The sequence below is a fragment of the Sulfurimonas sp. CVO genome (assembly GCF_009883775.1).
GTDB classification, from domain to species: Bacteria; Campylobacterota; Campylobacteria; order Campylobacterales; family Sulfurimonadaceae; genus Sulfurimonas; species Sulfurimonas xiamenensis.
Genome location: NZ_CP033720.1, coordinates 768,600 through 785,777, shown reverse-complemented (window position 1 = coordinate 785,777; position 17,178 = coordinate 768,600). Strand labels below are relative to the sequence as shown.

General features: G+C 33.8%; 16 protein-coding genes. 7 read left to right on the top strand and 9 right to left on the bottom strand.

Features of this window, described 5'->3' with window-relative positions:
* Positions 1-6 precede the first annotated feature (6 nt).
* The 3 genes from CVO_RS04020 (at position 7) to CVO_RS09840 (ending at position 2,474) form a co-directional block, all read left to right on the top strand.
* Entirely contained in the window at positions 7-984 is a 978-nt protein-coding gene (locus CVO_RS04020; RefSeq protein WP_152299441.1) for a succinate dehydrogenase/fumarate reductase iron-sulfur subunit, read from the top strand.
* 11 nt (positions 985-995) lie between these two features.
* Positions 996-1,877 (top strand): CoB--CoM heterodisulfide reductase iron-sulfur subunit B family protein, encoded by an 882-nt coding sequence (locus CVO_RS04015; protein WP_159570130.1) that lies wholly within the window; start codon positions 996-998, stop codon positions 1,875-1,877.
* A 330-nt stretch (positions 1,878-2,207) separates the two neighbouring features.
* Positions 2,208-2,474: a transposase gene (locus CVO_RS09840; protein WP_241691008.1), complete on the top strand. Its 267-nt coding sequence runs from the start codon at positions 2,208-2,210 to the stop codon at positions 2,472-2,474.
* 134 nt (positions 2,475-2,608) lie between these two features.
* On the opposite strand, the gene CVO_RS04005 is transcribed toward CVO_RS09840, so the two are convergent.
* Positions 2,609-3,883 (bottom strand): MgtC/SapB family protein, encoded by a 1,275-nt coding sequence (locus CVO_RS04005; RefSeq protein WP_159570128.1) that lies wholly within the window; start codon positions 3,881-3,883, stop codon positions 2,609-2,611.
* Positions 3,884-4,107: 224 nt separating this feature from the next.
* On the opposite strand from CVO_RS04005, the gene CVO_RS04000 reads away from it, so the two are divergent.
* The 3 genes from CVO_RS04000 (at position 4,108) to CVO_RS03990 (ending at position 6,238) form a co-directional block, all read left to right on the top strand.
* Positions 4,108-4,710, top strand: coding sequence for a hypothetical protein (locus CVO_RS04000; protein WP_159570126.1), 603 nt, complete (start codon positions 4,108-4,110; stop codon positions 4,708-4,710).
* 135 nt (positions 4,711-4,845) lie between these two features.
* On the top strand, positions 4,846-5,457 hold the full coding sequence (locus CVO_RS03995) for a hypothetical protein (protein WP_159570124.1): 612 nt from the start codon (positions 4,846-4,848) through the stop codon (positions 5,455-5,457).
* 190 nt (positions 5,458-5,647) lie between these two features.
* Positions 5,648-6,238: a DUF302 domain-containing protein gene (locus CVO_RS03990; protein WP_152299446.1), complete on the top strand. Its 591-nt coding sequence runs from the start codon at positions 5,648-5,650 to the stop codon at positions 6,236-6,238.
* A gap of 136 nt (positions 6,239-6,374) precedes the next feature.
* On the opposite strand, the gene mog is transcribed toward CVO_RS03990, so the two are convergent.
* From mog to trmA, 8 genes are all read right to left on the bottom strand, one after another.
* A complete protein-coding gene (mog, locus tag CVO_RS03985) occupies positions 6,375-6,908 on the bottom strand; it encodes a molybdopterin adenylyltransferase (protein WP_159570122.1) in 534 nt (177 codons plus the stop codon).
* A 29-nt stretch (positions 6,909-6,937) separates the two neighbouring features.
* Positions 6,938-7,459, bottom strand: a complete 522-nt coding sequence (gene bioV / locus CVO_RS03980; RefSeq protein WP_159570120.1) for a pimelyl-ACP methyl ester esterase BioV — start codon at positions 7,457-7,459, stop codon at positions 6,938-6,940.
* Positions 7,446-9,089: an AAA family ATPase gene (locus tag CVO_RS03975; RefSeq protein ID WP_159570118.1), complete on the bottom strand. Its 1,644-nt coding sequence runs from the start codon at positions 9,087-9,089 to the stop codon at positions 7,446-7,448. The genes bioV and CVO_RS03975 overlap by 14 nt, the downstream gene beginning before the upstream one ends.
* Positions 9,076-10,320 (bottom strand): tRNA (N(6)-L-threonylcarbamoyladenosine(37)-C(2))-methylthiotransferase MtaB, encoded by a 1,245-nt coding sequence (gene mtaB, locus CVO_RS03970; RefSeq protein WP_159570116.1) that lies wholly within the window; start codon positions 10,318-10,320, stop codon positions 9,076-9,078. Before mtaB ends, CVO_RS03975 begins: the two co-directional genes overlap by 14 nt.
* Before the next feature lie 49 nt (positions 10,321-10,369).
* Entirely contained in the window at positions 10,370-12,019 is a 1,650-nt protein-coding gene (locus CVO_RS03965; RefSeq protein ID WP_152299451.1) for a mechanosensitive ion channel domain-containing protein, read from the bottom strand.
* Entirely contained in the window at positions 12,019-13,068 is a 1,050-nt protein-coding gene (gene aroB / locus CVO_RS03960; protein WP_159570114.1) for a 3-dehydroquinate synthase, read from the bottom strand. The genes CVO_RS03965 and aroB overlap by 1 nt, the downstream gene beginning before the upstream one ends.
* A gap of 64 nt (positions 13,069-13,132) precedes the next feature.
* Positions 13,133-14,539, bottom strand: a complete 1,407-nt coding sequence (locus CVO_RS03955; protein WP_159570112.1) for a COG3400 family protein — start codon at positions 14,537-14,539, stop codon at positions 13,133-13,135.
* Positions 14,536-15,678 carry a tRNA (uridine(54)-C5)-methyltransferase TrmA gene (gene trmA, locus CVO_RS03950; RefSeq protein WP_159570110.1) on the bottom strand — a complete coding sequence of 381 codons (1,143 nt, stop codon included), beginning with the start codon at positions 15,676-15,678 and terminating at the stop codon, positions 14,536-14,538. Before trmA ends, CVO_RS03955 begins: the two co-directional genes overlap by 4 nt.
* A 171-nt stretch (positions 15,679-15,849) precedes the next feature.
* Between trmA and glmU the strand changes: the two genes are divergently transcribed.
* A complete protein-coding gene (glmU, locus tag CVO_RS03945; RefSeq protein ID WP_152299455.1) occupies positions 15,850-17,151 on the top strand; it encodes a bifunctional UDP-N-acetylglucosamine diphosphorylase/glucosamine-1-phosphate N-acetyltransferase GlmU in 1,302 nt (433 codons plus the stop codon).
* Positions 17,152-17,178: the final 27 nt, after the last annotated feature.

The window sequence follows — 17,178 nt, the reverse complement described above, 5'->3', positions numbered from 1 at the left end:
GAATTTATGAGCAAAGATTCAATTACTAAACAAAAAGTAAACTTCAAAGTATTTCGCTTTAATGCTGATGAAGATTATCTTCCATACTATGAAAACTACACAATGGATGTTACTTCTGAAGAGGTTGTTTTAGACATACTAAACAGAATAAAATGGGATCATGACGGAAGTTTTTCATACAGAAGAAGTTGTCGCCACGGTATCTGCGGGGCATGTGCCATCAAAGTAAACGGTAGAAGCACTCTCGCATGTAAAGAGAGCATGTCTACTATGGTAGAGTACTTTGGAAATGATCTCACAATCGAGCCTCTTAATACAAAAAGAGCCGTAAAAGATATGATTATTGACAAAGCCGACTTCTGGGAAAAACATGCGGCTGTGACTCCTTATCTGGTTGCAGATGTTGATGAGTGTCCTTCATGTGAAAACCTTGTATCTCCACATGATGCAGAGGAGCTAGACGAGGCTGACCTCTGTATCCAGTGCGGGGCATGTCACTATGCTTGTCCGGTTGTTGAGATAAACAGTGATTTCTTTGGTCCTGCAGCATTTGCGGCAGCTTACCGCTTTGAAGCAGACATTCGTGATAACGACGGCGAAAGACTTAGCAATGTCAATGAAGAGAAACAGGGTGTTTGGGATTGTGTCAAATGTTTTGAGTGCGCGGAAGTTTGTCCAAAAGATATAAATCCGATTGCTAAAATCACGAAACTTCATCAAATGGCGTTTAAAAAAGGTGTGGCAAAAAACAATGTCGCAACTCGTCATGCAGTCGGTTTCTTACACTCTATCAAAAAACATGGTGTTCTTGATGAGGGCGGTTTAGTTCTCTACTCTGAAGGGCCCTCAATTGTAAAACATATTCCAGTCGCTCTTCAAATGTATAGAAAAGGCAAAATAATCATGCCTTGGAATATGCCAAAATCAGACAATCTTGATGAGATACAAAAACTTGTAAAATCATCATCAACAGTAAAGTTCTAGGAGTAAAAGAGATGAAAAAATTAAAATATGCACTTTTTACAGGATGTACGGCAAAACAGAGTACTCCGGAACAGATGATGTCAACTTTGGCAGTTGCAAAAAAACTAGATATTGAACTTGTAGAACTGACGGAAGCTTCTTGCTGCGGCGCTTCTCACCTGCAAGACTATGATGATTTTCTCTCGCTGGTACTAAATGCAAGAAATATAGCATACGCTGAAAAACATGGTCTTACAATGGTCACTATCTGTAATACATGTCAGCTAAACACTGCTATGACAAAACACAGACTCGATAATAATGCAGAACTAAAAGCAAAGGTCAACGAAAAGCTTGCAGAAGTCGGTTTAGAGTACAAAGGCACCTCAAACATCATCCATTTTTTGTATGCGATTATCGATGATTTCGGCTTAGATAAAATCAAAGAGATGGTTGTAAAACCATTAAGCCAGTTCAACATAGCTCCGTTTTACGGTTGTCATAACATCCGCCCTTCAGAGCTTCACAACGAGTCTCACAAACAAAAAGAGAACCCATACAACCCTACTTCGCTAGATGATTTAATCATCGCATGCGGCGGCATGAATGTTGAGTATGAAGAAAAAAACAAATGCTGCGGTTTCCATGTAGAGCTTCAAGCACCTCACACTGCAGCAGTACTTACAGGAAATGCGATAGCAGGAGCAACAGACAACAACGCAGATATGATGGTAACACCATGCCCGCTTTGTCATCTAAAACTAGACACTCAAACTAAACATGCATCAGAAGCTATAGGCAGAGAAGTTTCACTTCCAGTTCTTCACATGCAGCAAATGGTAGGTCTGGCACTAGGATGCAGCCCTGTAGAACTTGGTTTAAAGCACCATGTTACGAATGTGAACTTCATCTAAAATCACAAAAACAGAGAGATAAAATCCCTCTGTTTTTTTCTACATGTTAAAAATTTCCACCCTTTCTTCTAGCAATACCTCAATCATTTAAATAAACAATTTTCGTGTTTGTTTAATTAGCTAATATCAAGCTGTTTTGTATATAAGAAATACACCCCTGAAATACACCCCTGTGAATGGAAATACACCCCTGTGAATGAATCTCCACTTTTTAAAAAATTATATACTCTAAGTTTTAACTAAAATCTTTCAATTTGCAATATGTTTAATTGTAATGAATATAAATAGTTAAAATTCACATGATTCATAATTAAAAAATAGGATTGACAAATGCCGACAAGACTGAGAGTTGATTTAGCAGGGTATCATCATATTATAAATCGTGGAGTAAACCTTTGTGATGTCTTTAACTGCAATGATGACAAAGAGATGTTTTTACAAATCATCAATAAAAGTGCTACTCTTCATAAAATAATATTACATGATTACTGTTTGATGGACAATCACTATCACTTGCTGATAGAAACAAAAAATACTCAAAGAAGACGGTATCTTACATGTAAGGCAAGAGAAACAATTCCAAGAGCATTTTTATGATGTTTGTACAAAAATAGATAGAAACTTAGCAATACTTAACGCATACCAAGACGGTTACTCTCAAGCAAGCATAGCAACTTATTTGAATGTATCAAAATCATTGATAAGCAAAGTTGTAAAAAGTGGAGATTCATTCACAGGGGTGTAATTAGGGGTGTAATTACAAGTACTATAATAATTACTGCTAAAGGGATACCAAAGGCAACAAAGAGCTGGTTACCCAACTCTCTGTTGCCTACTGTATAAGCGATAACAAGTTTTGTTATAGAGTTGGAGAATGTTGCGATAACAATTCCAATAAATGCGGTATGCAGCATTAGTTTTTCATCTGTATAGAGCGTGCTTAGTGAGAGGGTTATAGCATCAACATCACTTACTCCTGATAGCAATGAAGAGAGATAGACCCCTGTGCTTCCAACCCAATCCTGAAGCAGTGATGTAGTACCAAATACGATACCAAAGAGTAAACCAAACTTCAGTGCCTCTTTTAATTCCAATGGATTTTTATACATAAAGTCCACATCAATCCGGCTTTTCTCAGAGCGTTTATATAGATAATAAATATAAATATATCCCGCTACCGTGGCTAAAAGATAAGCAGGCAAAATTTTCATAGCGATATCGGTATTTATAAATGCTGATACGATAATAATCCTAACATACATTGTTGTACAAGCAAGTGCAATGACCGAAGCTAATTGGTGAGTTGTTTTATTTTTATAATCAACTTTTTTTGAAAAAGTGATGGTAGTTGCCGTAGAAGATAAAAAACCTCCAAAAAAGCCAGCTACCATTATACCTTTGGATACTCCTATGAGACGAGCAGCTATATAACCGGCGAAAGAGAGACCGGAAATAAGAACAACCATCATCCAAATAAAATATGGATTGATTATTCCATAAGGGTCAATTGCTTTGTTGGGTAATATTGGAAGAATAATGAAGGTAATCAACAAGAAGAGCACCATTGACTCCAGATCTTTCTTTTTGGTACTGTCTGCGAGCTGTAATACATTGCTGCGTATATTTAAAATAAAAATTATTGCAACAGTTGTAAATGTAGCAAACATATATAGACCTTCATAAACTAGCATACCAATCAAAAATGCAGCAATAGCTGCAAACTCTGTGGTAGTGCCAATTTTTTCATGACGAACTGCTCGAATAACAAAAGAACTTATGAGCAGTGCCCCAAATATGAAAGTGATTGCTATTGTAATCCAAATATAATCCGCCTTGAAATGCCCCGCTAAAACACCAAGTAAAGATATAATAGCAAAACTTCTTGTTCCGGTAAAAGTGATACTCTTATTTCTAAGAGCAAAACTTATCTCTCTTTGCAGACCAATTGAGAAGCCTAGCGCTATGCTAAGTAATATGGATTTTGCCGTTATGAAATCTAGTTCCATACTTTTTCCTCTCTAAAATATAAATTATCTACACTCTTACAAACTATGGCTATTATAACACATCGGTGCTTTTTTAGATGACTTTATGTAAAAAATAGTAATCAAAGAAATCAAAGATCCCTGATTTTAAATAAACTATTTTTATGTTTATTTAATTGTTTTTTTTGAATAAATCAAGATAAAATGTTTATTTAATAAATAGTAAGCTTTAAAAAGGATAATTAATGAAATCCAAAATTGTTATATTTTTATTTATCTTTTTGGTTACCGGTTGTGCATTTCATTCGGAACCAAAAGACAATCTGGAATTTCATCAGATATCGCAATTGTCTGAATTGGCAGGGGTTTATAAAAATAAAGGAAACCCATCAGGTTATCTATCTTGGATTATTTGGCCTGATATAGGAGAAATTACACCGGCTAGCAAAGAAGTCATTAGTTCTAATATTAAGCATGAAGACATCGAGCTTATCGAAGTAATTCCAAAAGATAATTCACTTATTGTAAAAGCTATTAGTAAAAACTGTTCTATTTTTGAAAAAATATACATTCTTGACCAAGATTTTAAAATCAAAGATGGCAAAATTATTATTCGTAAGGAAGCACATCTTTTGTCTCGGGGTGGGGACGATGTCCTCTTAGGACCAAGTTATGAGGATATTACATTAGGTCTTAACAGTAGTAAACATGCTAAATCTAGAAGCTTGGGTTATGCTGCCGGTCTTGTACTTATGATATTTCCAATGGCAGTTTCAGACACTTCAGATATTCGATATGATAGAGTAAGTAACAAGCCACAAAATTATAAAAATTGTAATAACAGGTAACAAAACTAAAATACAGTCAATAGTAAAAGAGACAAATAGTCAAAGGGTCAGGTAAATAAATAATTTTTTATATTCACTTAATTACTCTTTTTGAGTAAATTGATATAATTTAAAGAAAGAAAAAAAATGATATTAATGATTAAAAGGGCAAATTTTTTATTGTTAATGAGCTTTCTTTCTGCTTTTTCTCTTTTTTCGGCTGAGAAAACAGAAAACATCAATACAAAAACAGCGGTGATTTTCAATACACTCTGCGGAGTGTGTCATGAAGGAGAATGCAGCGGAAGACTGAGTTATAATACTGGCATTAAAGCAGTGAGCCCTCATATAAAGCACTTTGCAGGCGACTCAAATATCTCTGAATCTGAGATAGAGGAATTATTTACTCTTTTAAACTATATGAAAAAAGAGTGTGCGCTGTTGATGCCAGACAGTGAAAAATTCAAACCGGAGAATCTCTCATACTTCGCTATATCTTCGTACAAAGGCTATTTTATTCCTCTTGGTATCTTGGAAAACGGCAATTATCGTCTTATTATTGAGATAAAAGGAGATGCTCTTTTCAGCATGGAAGTGCTCTCAGCTAATTTGAATCATTTTTTCGACCGGATATTCTATCCAAACCATAAAGAGCAAGTTCTCAGATTTACAATAGATAAGCCCATCAACGCATTTTTGCGTATCCGCAGTAAAGAACCTCTGTATATCATCGCTTTAAAAATCGAAAAAGAAGATGTTCAAAAATAGTATACGCAGACCAAGATGGTTACTCTTAAGTAAGCACAGCTTCCTACTTGAATCTATTAAAATCGTTGATAAGGGATAATATAAAAAATATTTATTTTTCTTTTTATATTTAGATAAAGTTTTCTTATATATAATGTTTCTATTACATTGATTTTATTATTTGTAATCATTATATTTCAAGGATCTAAAAATGAACTTCTTAAAAAATATTTTAAGTATTATTGGCGCCATTGTTATAATTGGAGCTTTAGTGGTATTTGTTAAGTATAATTTAAAAGACAAGATGGATAAAGCCTCAAAGCTAGATCCAAAAGCAATGAGTGCATATATGAATATGTTTAATGCAGTGCTTACAACCGGAAGGTCTGCTGATGCAATGGTTAGAAGAGTTAAGATCGATCCAGATGTTAGCACAGATGATGTTATAGAATCTATGAACAGTATAGCCGGCGATGCAAATATGCTTCAAGTTGGTGACTCTAGAATGGCAGAAATGTATGATCACAATGGTGAAAGACAAAGATATATTAGAATTTTACATTATTGTGCTCCAAATATTGCAAAAACATTTATTGATTATTCGGAAGCTTATGGTGCGTTTATGCCTTGTAGAATCCTTATAGTTGAAGATGACAATGGTGATAGATGGCTAATGACTATGGCTATGGAACTTATGCTTTTTGGTGGACACACTTTACCGCCTGAAATGATGAAAAAAGCTGAACATGTTAGAGACACTATGTATAAAATGATGGATTTAGCAGCTAAGGGAGACTTTTAAAAGGTCGATATATTAAGGCCCGGTGATAAGGTGATACCTATACTTAAACTCAGTATAAGGCATCAGGTTGCCGAAGAAGGCGATCATTAAACACGCTCATCTGAAAAATACAGATTTATCGGTTAACAAAAAGGCTCTATTTAACCTTAGGTCTAAAAGCCTTTATGACATCCTCGTTTGTCTCGATGTATGGACCCTCTATAAGGTCTATGCAATACGGTACGGCGGGAAATACTGCATCAAGGCACTCTCTTATGGATTTTGGTTTGCCAGGCAGATTTATGATAAGGCTTTTGCCTCTGATTCCAGCCGTTTGACGGGAGAGAATTGCCGTCGGTACATACTGCAGACTTACCTGACGCATAAGCTCGCCAAATCCGGGCATCATCTTTTGGCATACATTTTGGGTTGCTTCTGGGGTAACATCACGAAGTGCAGGTCCTGTTCCGCCTGTGGTAACAACCAAGCAGCACTCTTCATCATCGCAAAGTTCCATCATAGTCTTCTCTATCATATCCTGCTCATCAGGAATACATCTGTAGACAATCTCAAACTCGCTCTTTAAATAATCCTTCATAGTATCTTGAATAGCTACTCCGGATATATCCTCGTATATCCCTTTGCTCGCTCTGTCACTTGCTGTTATAACGCCTATTTTTATTTTGCTCATACCTTTTTCTCCTTATATATTTAACAATACTAGTTAGTTAACAAAAAATGATTTGCCTCTTTTATATATGTCACTGTTGCAACCTCCAAGAAAAACTCTCTTGCTCCCGTTACATCTATAATCTTATCTTCACCGCCAAGATAGACCTCTATATTTATACCTCTTTGCACAAGATATTTTAGTTTATCTCTATTCCACTCATAGTAAAGCAGCTCTTCGAGCTCTTCTATAGTGCTTTTATCATGCTCAATAATCTTTTTTTCATATGGCGAAAAACATAAAGAGATAAACTCATTTAAGTATTTTTCACTGTTTTTTCTATATCCAATAAGTTGGAGTTTTTTAAACTTCTCAGCTTTTGTCTGAAAAAAAGCTGGAGAGAAGAGCTGCAATATATCTACTCTTTTTCCAGCATTTAGCTGTTGGGTTATAAAATGAAAAGCTTTTATAGCTCCGTAACTAAAACCGCAGACAGAGTACTCAGATGGATTTATAAAATCTTTAAAATAGTGATGCTCATTTTTTAAAGAAAATCCGCTATAAAACTTCATCTATTTTCTTTTTTACATCCACTTTAGTTATGCTTTCACGCTCATTTAAAACTCCCTCTACATACTTCATAACACTTTGCAGGGATTCTAACAAACTTCTTGTCTCATCATAAAGTTTTTTCATTAAGATCTCTTTTTCACCCTCTTGTACAATCAGAGATGAACCCATTCCATAATCTTGAATCATTTTTTCAACAATCTCTTTTGCTTCATCCAGATCACCCTTTGCGCTGCTGGTATGTTCATTATATTTAATATTGCATGCAACTATTCCGGCTAAAAGCATCTTAACTCTTGATTCAAGCTCATGTTTTATAAGAGGTTCATCCGTCGCCGGAGTCAATTTTTCATTGGATAAGAGCAATTTTTCAAAAGGAAGATCAAAATATGTTGCACAAATTACTTTTGCTGCCTGATATGTAACACGATATTGTTTTTGCTCATTGCTTAAAATCTGCAGCTTTTTCTTGCCAAACATAACTTTATCTTTTACTTGGTGAAAGTGCTCGATAGTTACTTGAAAATCATGTTGTCTAATTGCAAGAAGAGATGCTTCATTGACAAGAGCCGCCAAAGATGCACCATTAAATCCAACAGTCATATTTGCTACTGAATTTACATCCAATTCATGCGGAACCTTCTCTAAATATTTTGATAGAATAGATGCTCTCTCTCTATTTGTCGGAAGCTCAACAAAGACTCTTCTATCAAATCTGCCCGCACGAAGCAGTGCCGAATCAAGTACATCTATCTTGTTTGTAGCAGCTATTACAATAACACCGCTTGAGTTCTCAAAACCGTCCATCTCTGTTAAAAGCTGATTGAGTGTCGCCTCTCTCTCATCATTTCTCTGCCCATCTCTTTTTTTACCTACAGCATCTATCTCATCAATAAATATAATAGCAGGAGAGTTGTTTTTAGCAGCAGTGAAAAGTTCATGAACTCTTTTTGCGCCCATTCCTACATAGATTTGAACAAAAGAAGCACCACTTTGATAGTAAAACGGCACTCCCGCAGCATTTGCAACAGCTTTTGCTATCATAGTTTTTCCAACACCCGGAGGACCTACTAAAAGCACACCTCTAGGCATTCTTGCTCCAAAACTCTTATATCGTTTTGGTTTTTTCATAAAATCTATAATCTCTTCAAGTTCTATTTTGACATCACTTATTCCGCCGATATCACTAAATGTAACATCACTTTTTATAGACTCTACAGGCTGTGAGTGCTCTGGAAGAGAGCTAAATCTGCCATTTTTTATGTTCTGTGTATTAATGAGTTTGTTTTTTTGCAGCCATTTAAAAAGAAGTGTACCTAATCCTAAAAAAAGAACTAAAACAAGAAGATAAAAGTATATATTTGAAGAGCTTTTAACTTTTACTTTATAGTCTATAAACATTTCCGGACTAACTTGCGAAGATGCGATTTTATATACCTCTTTGTCTGTTTTAAGATATACAAAATCTTGTGAAGCAACAACACTTTTCACACTGTGGTCTTTTAAAATTTTTGTTGCTTCTTTAAGAGTAATCGACTCTGCATTGTCTCTTAAAATTGCAAATAAAACGAGAATAATTACCAAAAAAGCTGATACATACAGTGCTATTCTGTTTGACTTAGACTCTACCATAATTAAACTCCTCTTTTACCTCATAATCTTGCAAATTGATCCAGTTCCCTACTAAATCTTCACTGGATTCAATCATTATTTTATTAAAATGCTGATCATACCCTATAAAAAATCCATTTTTTTCATTCTCAACAAGAATATTCAGTTCACCGCCAAAAGCTTTTCTAAACTCAAAATTTTTCGCTTTTACAATACTTTCGAGTTCATGGAGTCTCTCTTTTGCGACCTTTGAACTTACTTCAGGCTTCATAATTGCAGAAGGCGTATTATCGCGTTTAGAATATGTAAATGCATGTAAATGTGTCAGAGGCAGCTCTTTTACATTTCTCATCGCCTCATCCCAAAGCTCTTTACTCTCTCCGGGATGACCCGTGATAAAGTCAGTCCCTATTGCATAACCTTTGTCTGCTAAAAATTCAAAAAGTTCTCTATCTTGTTTATAAACATTTCTTCTGTTCATAAATTTCAGCATTTGAGGAGATGTATGCTGAAGTGCGATATGAAGATGTTTCTCTAACCAAGGCTCACCCAAAATCTCTTTAAATTCATCGGTTATCTGAATCGGCTCAACACTTCCAAGCCGTATTCGTCTAACTCCTCTGATTTGGGATATTTTTTTCATTAGTGCGGCTATAGAAGTACCTGTTCTTTGCCCATAACTTCCAACATTTGTACCGGTTAAAATAAACTCTCCAAAACCGTTACGAGCAAGCCTTGATATCTGCTCTAAAACCTTCTCCTCATTCATACTTCTAGCGTCCCCGCGGACATATGGTATGATGCAGTAAGAGCAGCGGAAATTGCACCCCTCCTGGATTTTTATAAACGCTCTGCTTTTTCCGACAAAATTATCAACTACACTCTCGTCAATATGGTTAAGATCGCCAGGCTCGTAAAAAGGCTCCTCTTTACTTAACATTGCATCTATTTTTTCTTTTTCACTCTGCCCAAAAACACCTGCAACTCTTCCCTGTTCTAAAAGCTTTTCACCTTTTGTATGCGCACCGCATCCGGTTAGAAAAATTTTAGCTCCACCATTTTTTTCTATATGCGAAATATATGAGCGAACATGCGTATCAGCTCCATTTGTAACTGTACATGAATTTACTACAACAATATCCGCTTCACTCTCATTTTCAGTTATTTCATAGTTTTGCATAGAACTCATCATAACTTGAGAATCGTAAAGATTTGTTCGACATCCGAAGGTTTTAAAATAGACTTTTTTCATAATTTCTTCTTTGTAAAATTAACATCTGAGAGAAAAACCGATAGTTTTATCATACTGTTTTCTCATCAATTTTAAATGGCGGAGTTTTTTTAGCCGGTTTCTCCAAATGCAACATTTGAGTCGGATATGCAATAGTAATATCATCTTCGGCATTAAAAGCATCTACTATTTCACTCGAGATGACACTTCTTAGAGTAAGCGTTGCATATGCATTTGTCAAATACCAAGCATCAATTGTTATACCATTTGGCTCAATAAATGAAAATATTCTCGGCTCAACATTGGTGTTTTTCAAACTATACTGGTTTCTAAGTTTATTTAACTGTTTTCTTGTAATATCAGTATACCCTTTGGAAAACTTTTTAGTTATCTCTTTTGCCAAATGTATAGCTTTTTTATGGTTTGAGTCAAATGTTATTGTAATTTTAACACCATCCCATACAGTTTTTAATGTACTATGCGTATAGTTTGCTATCATTCTTGTAAAAACATAATTATTTGGTATAAAAATTATTCTCCCTGCTCTTCTGTTGTCAATAACTGTTGTTAGAGTAACATCTTCTAAAATAGTCATACGAAGAAGAGATATATCCATAACATCGCCAACATATTTCATTCCATCCATATCTACACGGATTCTATCCCCTACATGTATACTTCCGCCAAAAACTATTACAAGCCAGCCGAGTATACTCATAAACCAATCTTTCATTGCAATCGCAATACCAGCAGATGCAAATCCTAAAATTGTGACTAAATAACTGACATTTTCTATATAATTAAAAAAAAGAATTAATATAATAAGCGTAAAATTACCAAAAGTGATAATCTTGTTTGCCATATAAAATCTTTCATTGTCTGTTATATATTTTTTAACAAAAAGCTTAAGTAAAAAGAAAAAAATCAGTACTACCAAAATAATTACACCGATTTTAGCAAGTTTAAATACTTGTGATTCAACATCTTTGTTTATACTTGCTTCAACTATATCGAGTCTCTTTTGGTAAACATCTGCCGTTACATTCATTGTATCAAGAGCCGATTCAAATCTCTCTAGCTGCTTACTTTTAAATTCTGCTGATTCTTTGTAGTTGTTCTCTTCGTCTATGGCCACTATCTGAGTGTATATTCTATACTCTGATCTTAACAATGAGATCAGCTCTTTTAACTCCTTTTTTCTTAAAACATAATCATTAAAATCTTTATCAAGAGTTTTAATACGAGAGATTCCTGCAAATATATCAAAAGGATTATTTATAGATGGAATCTCTTCTATATTTGGCGGAGTTAAAAGATCTGAAAAAGGATAACTGTCTTTTTTTTTCAACTTCTCTATTTGTGATGTTAAAATTTTTTCTCTTGAAATCAATGCGCTTAATTCATCTATCTCGCTTAAACTCTTTTTTCTTTTCTTTTGAAGAGCTTCAATTCTCTCTTTTATCTTCTCTAAACTCTCTCTGACATCCAAAGATGTAAGATAAGAAGCATAACTTTTTATCCAAACACTATCTTTTTTTGATATTTTTTTCTCTATCTCTTTTAGTTCTAAAATATAATTTGCAATTTTTTCTTTTCTTAAATCTTCTTCAGCAAGTTTTATTTTATCCATCTCAAACTTAGTGACATTGATATCATTTTTAATGCTATCAGAAAATAATATGGATGATGCAAGTAAAAAATAAAAAAATATTTTTTTCATCAATTTTTTCCAAATTTATTTAAAACACACATAATTGTTCCGATATCTATTTTGTCTGTTATAACAAAATCACCAATACCAAGAGGAAGAACAAAAGTTATAGCAGAATCTGAACTTTTTTTATCCAAAAAGAAAGTTTCATAAAATTTTCTAACATCTTCAATTACATAAGATACAGGCAGATTGTATTTTTCTAAAAGAGATTTAACTCGCAATGCCTCTTTTTCACTCATAAGATTCATTTTTACAGCCATCTCATTTGCCATTACCATACCGATTGCAACTGCTTCACCGTGTAAAAATTTTTTATATTGTGTTTCATTCTCTATCACATGTCCAAATGTATGACCATAGTTAAGAGCAGCTCTAATACCTTTTTCCTTTTCATCTTCTGCCACAACAGAAGCTTTAGTTTGCACCGCCTGCTTAATAACCTCTTGTAAAACTTTGGGATTATTTAAATCAGCACTCTCTAAAAATGTAAAAAACTCTTTGTTAAAAGTTACTGCCATTTTTACTATCTCTGCAACTCCGGCACTAAACTCTCTTTGTGGAAGAGTAGTTAAAAAATAGGGATCAATATAAACAGCTTTAGGCTGATGAAATGCGCCGACAAGATTTTTTCCATACTTGTTATTCATCCCTGTTTTTCCGCCTACACTTGCATCAACTTGAGAAAGAAGCGTAGTAGGTATTTGAATAAAATCAATCCCCCTTTGAAATATACTTGCAGCATATCCTGTCATATCGCCGATAACACCTCCGCCAAATGCTATCAACATTGATTTACGATTAAAACGATTTTCAAAAAGAGATTCCAGTATTGCATCTATGCTTGCCTGATTTTTATACTCTTCACCATCTTGTAATGTTATAACATGTAACTCTTTTGCACTGATTTTTGACAAAAGATAATCTAAATGCAGTTTAGAAACTGTTTGATTGGTAACTACTGCTACTTTTGTGTCAAAGTTCATCTTTGGGAGTGTGTCAATTGTAATATCATAAGAGTTATCAACAACTTTTTTTAAAGGAATGTGTACTTGCATTATCGGTCCAAAATTTAATTAAGTAAATATATAATACTTAAAAAATGATAAAAAATCACTGATTTTAAATTTGCACCGGTATAAATATTTGATGATGATCATCCAATTTGTGATAAAGTCTTTCACTGTCGGTAGATAAAATTGAGTAAATTTTTCTAAGTGTTAATTTTTTCGTAAATGGTATAATTTGAACAAAGTCATCTTTTTGTTTTAGTTTTTTTATCGGATTTGCATTCTCTTTAATCACTTTAATATTTTTTGAAAAAATTGTAGAAAGATTATAATAGTGCTCAATTACCTGCTCTTTTGTCTCTTGATGCTCATTTATATAGTTATAAAGTTCTATATTAATACTCATCTGTTCAGAAATATCAAATATCGTTGATGAAATTTTCTCCAAATCACGATTATCACCCAAAATAATAGAAGCATCTTTTATGGAAAAGAACTCTTTGTCTGCTATTTTAAGGACAGGAACATGCGCCTCATATAAGATTGTTCGCATCTCATAATCATCAAACATCTCATTTGGAACAATAACCAAACCTGCATGATAAGTTTTTATATCATCAAAAAAAAGTTTTTTTAAATCTTGACTATCGTAATTTATATCGATAATAACATTTTCACTTCTATACTCTTTAATTTTCCAAAGAACATCAATGTCATTAGGATTAACTACTCTTATCACTAAAGTATGCCCAAACTTTTTATGTGCAAACACTGCCCTCTCAATAAAGTTTTTCACTTTATCAAGATGTAATAAATTCATATCAAGATAGATATAAAGATTTGAGCCAAAAGGTTCAGGGAACTGACCAAGTTCTCTTTTAATTGCCTTATGAACAGATTTTAATACGGCAGGTTCTCCTACTAAAAGCAGAAGATCATTTGGTTGAATCATTCTGCGTCGATTTGGCATAATAAGTTTTCTGTTTCTATATATTGCAACTATACGCCAATCTTTTTGTTCAATTACACCTATATGTTTATAGATAAAAGAGCTTCCAAAAGGAACTAAAACTTCCATTATCTCACCTTCGCCTAGTCCTACATTTTGTGCTATTACAGGAACATTTGGCAAATAATCAATTAATCTTGAAGACAAAATTTCATTCGAGTTGATTAAAACAACATTTGAATCTTTGTTTTTTAAATCCCATTTGTTTAAAACTATAATACGAAGGTGTTTTTTTATAGTTCTTATATTTTTTATCGTATGCTCTACATCGGCTTGATTATCCATAACTATAATAGCTTGGGCAAACTCCATTTTAAGTATATTTGCAAGTTTATAAAGACTAGTCGGATCAAACTCATAAAATTTAAAGCGAGATGCATTTACATTTTTATACTCTCTGGCCTTCGTTTCGATAACATAATATATATTTTCACTCGTGTATGTATCCATAACCCTGTTTACAAAATGTTTAGCAGTTTCACCATCGCTTATAATCAATATCTTTTTCATATCTCATCTTTTATATTTTTTTCTTGATACTCTTTTTTTCTAGTTAATTTAACACCCATTTCAGCATGATGCGTATATGGAAATTGATCAAAAAGAGCTAAATCATCAACTCTGTGTGTTTTGCATAAAATTTCCAAATCTCTTACTAAAGTTTCCGGATTACAAGATATATAAAGTATAGTCTCATATCGAGAGACAAACTCACATGTGGCATTATCCATTCCGCTTCTTGGCGGATCAACAAATATCGTATTGATGTTATATGAATTTATATCTATATCTTTCATTCTATTAAACTCTCGCACTCCATCAAGAGCCTGAGTAAACTCTTCAACGCCCATTCTCACAAACTCAATATTTTTTACACTGTTTAAATCCATATTTGCTTTTGCCGCATTAATAGAAGATTTTGATATCTCTGTAGCCAAAACTTTTCTAAAATTTTTAGCAAAAGGTATAGTAAAATTTCCTGCGCCACAATATAGTTCAAGCAGATCCCCGTCTATATTAGATAAATTTTTCAAAGCCCAGTCAATCATCTCTTCATTTACTTTGGAATTTGGCTGCGTAAAACTATTTTCTATATATTTAAATCGAAATTCTTCTCCGTTAATATTTAGAATTTCTGTAACATAATCCTCTCCTATTGTAACCTTTTGCTTTCTGCTTCGCCCTATAATATAGATACCGAGTTCAGAGGCGATTTTAGAGGCAGTCTCTTTCCATGCAAGATCTAATTTTCGGTGATAAAGCAGTGAGACAACAGTCTCACCGTTGTTTGAACTTAAAAAATCAGCACCAAATAACTTAAAATCTATATTGTTCTCTTTTATGGCTTTTAGAAGCTTTGGCATAAGATCAAATATAGGCTGAGTGACTTGCGGACACTCATCTATCAAAACTATGCTTTTTTTATCTATATGATTCATTGCATAATGAATTTTATCTTCAATATGCCAAATTTTAAACTCACTTCTTGAACGATAGTTTTTCTGCGGTGATTTAAAAATAGATATACTGCCGCTGTAAAAAAGTTTGAATCTCTCTTTATTTACTTCTACTTTTAAAGCCAACTGATGTTCATATCCACCCTCATAGACTCTACATGCACCACACTCTCCAAAATATTTACAATTCACATTATCCACTTTATTATTTATTTTATTGAAGCTATAAAATTATCAAATTATTAAATCTATTATAATACCACAAAAAATATTTACCTCTATACTAAGAATATAGTTTGCAAATTTAATTTCAATTATAAGAGCTAAAAGGTATAATTTTATGAATTAAGCAAAAGAGTAAAAATGAATATAAATAGAGTAAGTATAGTAATTTTAGCTGCCGGAAAAGGCAGTCGTATGAAATCTAACAAAGCCAAAGTTTTACATACAATCTGCGGAAAAGAGATGCTTTATCATATCATAAAAGCATCGCGTGAAATCAGTGATGACATCACAGTTGTGGTATCACACCAAAAAGAGACTGTCATAGATAAAATGAGCTCCTGTTTTCATGATATCAATTTTGTTATTCAAGACAGCGATAATTTTCCCGGAACCGGCGGAGCCATGAAGAATGTGCATATTAAAAATGAGAAAGTGCTTGTTTTAAACGGAGATATGCCGCTTATCACAAAAGAGTCTTTAGAGGGGTTTTTAAAGAGCAGTTCTGATATCATTATGTCCATTTTCAATATGCAAAATCCCGACGGATATGGCCGCGTTATTATAGAAAACGGACAGGTCAAAAAGATAGTAGAACAAAAGGACGCTTCAGAAACAGAACTTCATGTAACAACGGTAAATGCCGGAGTTTATGCATTTTCCAAAGAGATGTTAGATAAATATATCCCCCTTCTTACAAATGATAATGCGCAAGGCGAATACTATCTCACAGATGTTATCTCCATGGCAAGAGCAGATGCCCACAAAATAACTCCTCTGTTGGTTGATGAGGAGCACTTTAAGGGTGTAAATTCCAAAAAAGATTTATCAGAAGCTGAAGTAATTATGCAAGAGAGAATTAAAACAAAATGGATGAACTCAGGCATAACTATGCAGCTTCCATCAACTATTTATGTCGAAGAGGGAGTAATATTTGAGGGCGAGTGCATTGTCGAAAACGGATGCCGTATTACAGGGTCGTCTAAAATAATCAACTCTCACATAAAAGCACACAGCATTATAGAAGAGAGCATTGTAAAAGATTCGGATGTCGGACCGCTGGCACATCTGCGCCCTGCTTCAAACATAGAAGATACCCACATCGGAAACTTTGTAGAAGTTAAGAAAAGCACGCTCAAGGGTGTTAAAGCCGGGCATTTAAGCTACCTCGGAGATGCAACCATTGATGAAGGCACAAACATCGGTGCTGGAGTTATCACATGTAACTACGACGGAATCAACAAGTATAAAACAACTATTGGCAAAAATGTGTTTGTCGGAAGCGACAGCCAGCTTATCGCACCCATTACACTGCAAGACAATGTTATGGTTGCAGCAGGCACAACCGTTAGAAGCGGAACAATTCAAAGCGGAGAGCTTGCCGTAAACAATGTAAAATTAAGAAAAATAAAAAATTTTTACTATAAATTTTTCAAAAAATAGCAGTTCTTCTTAGAGCTGCAATATAAA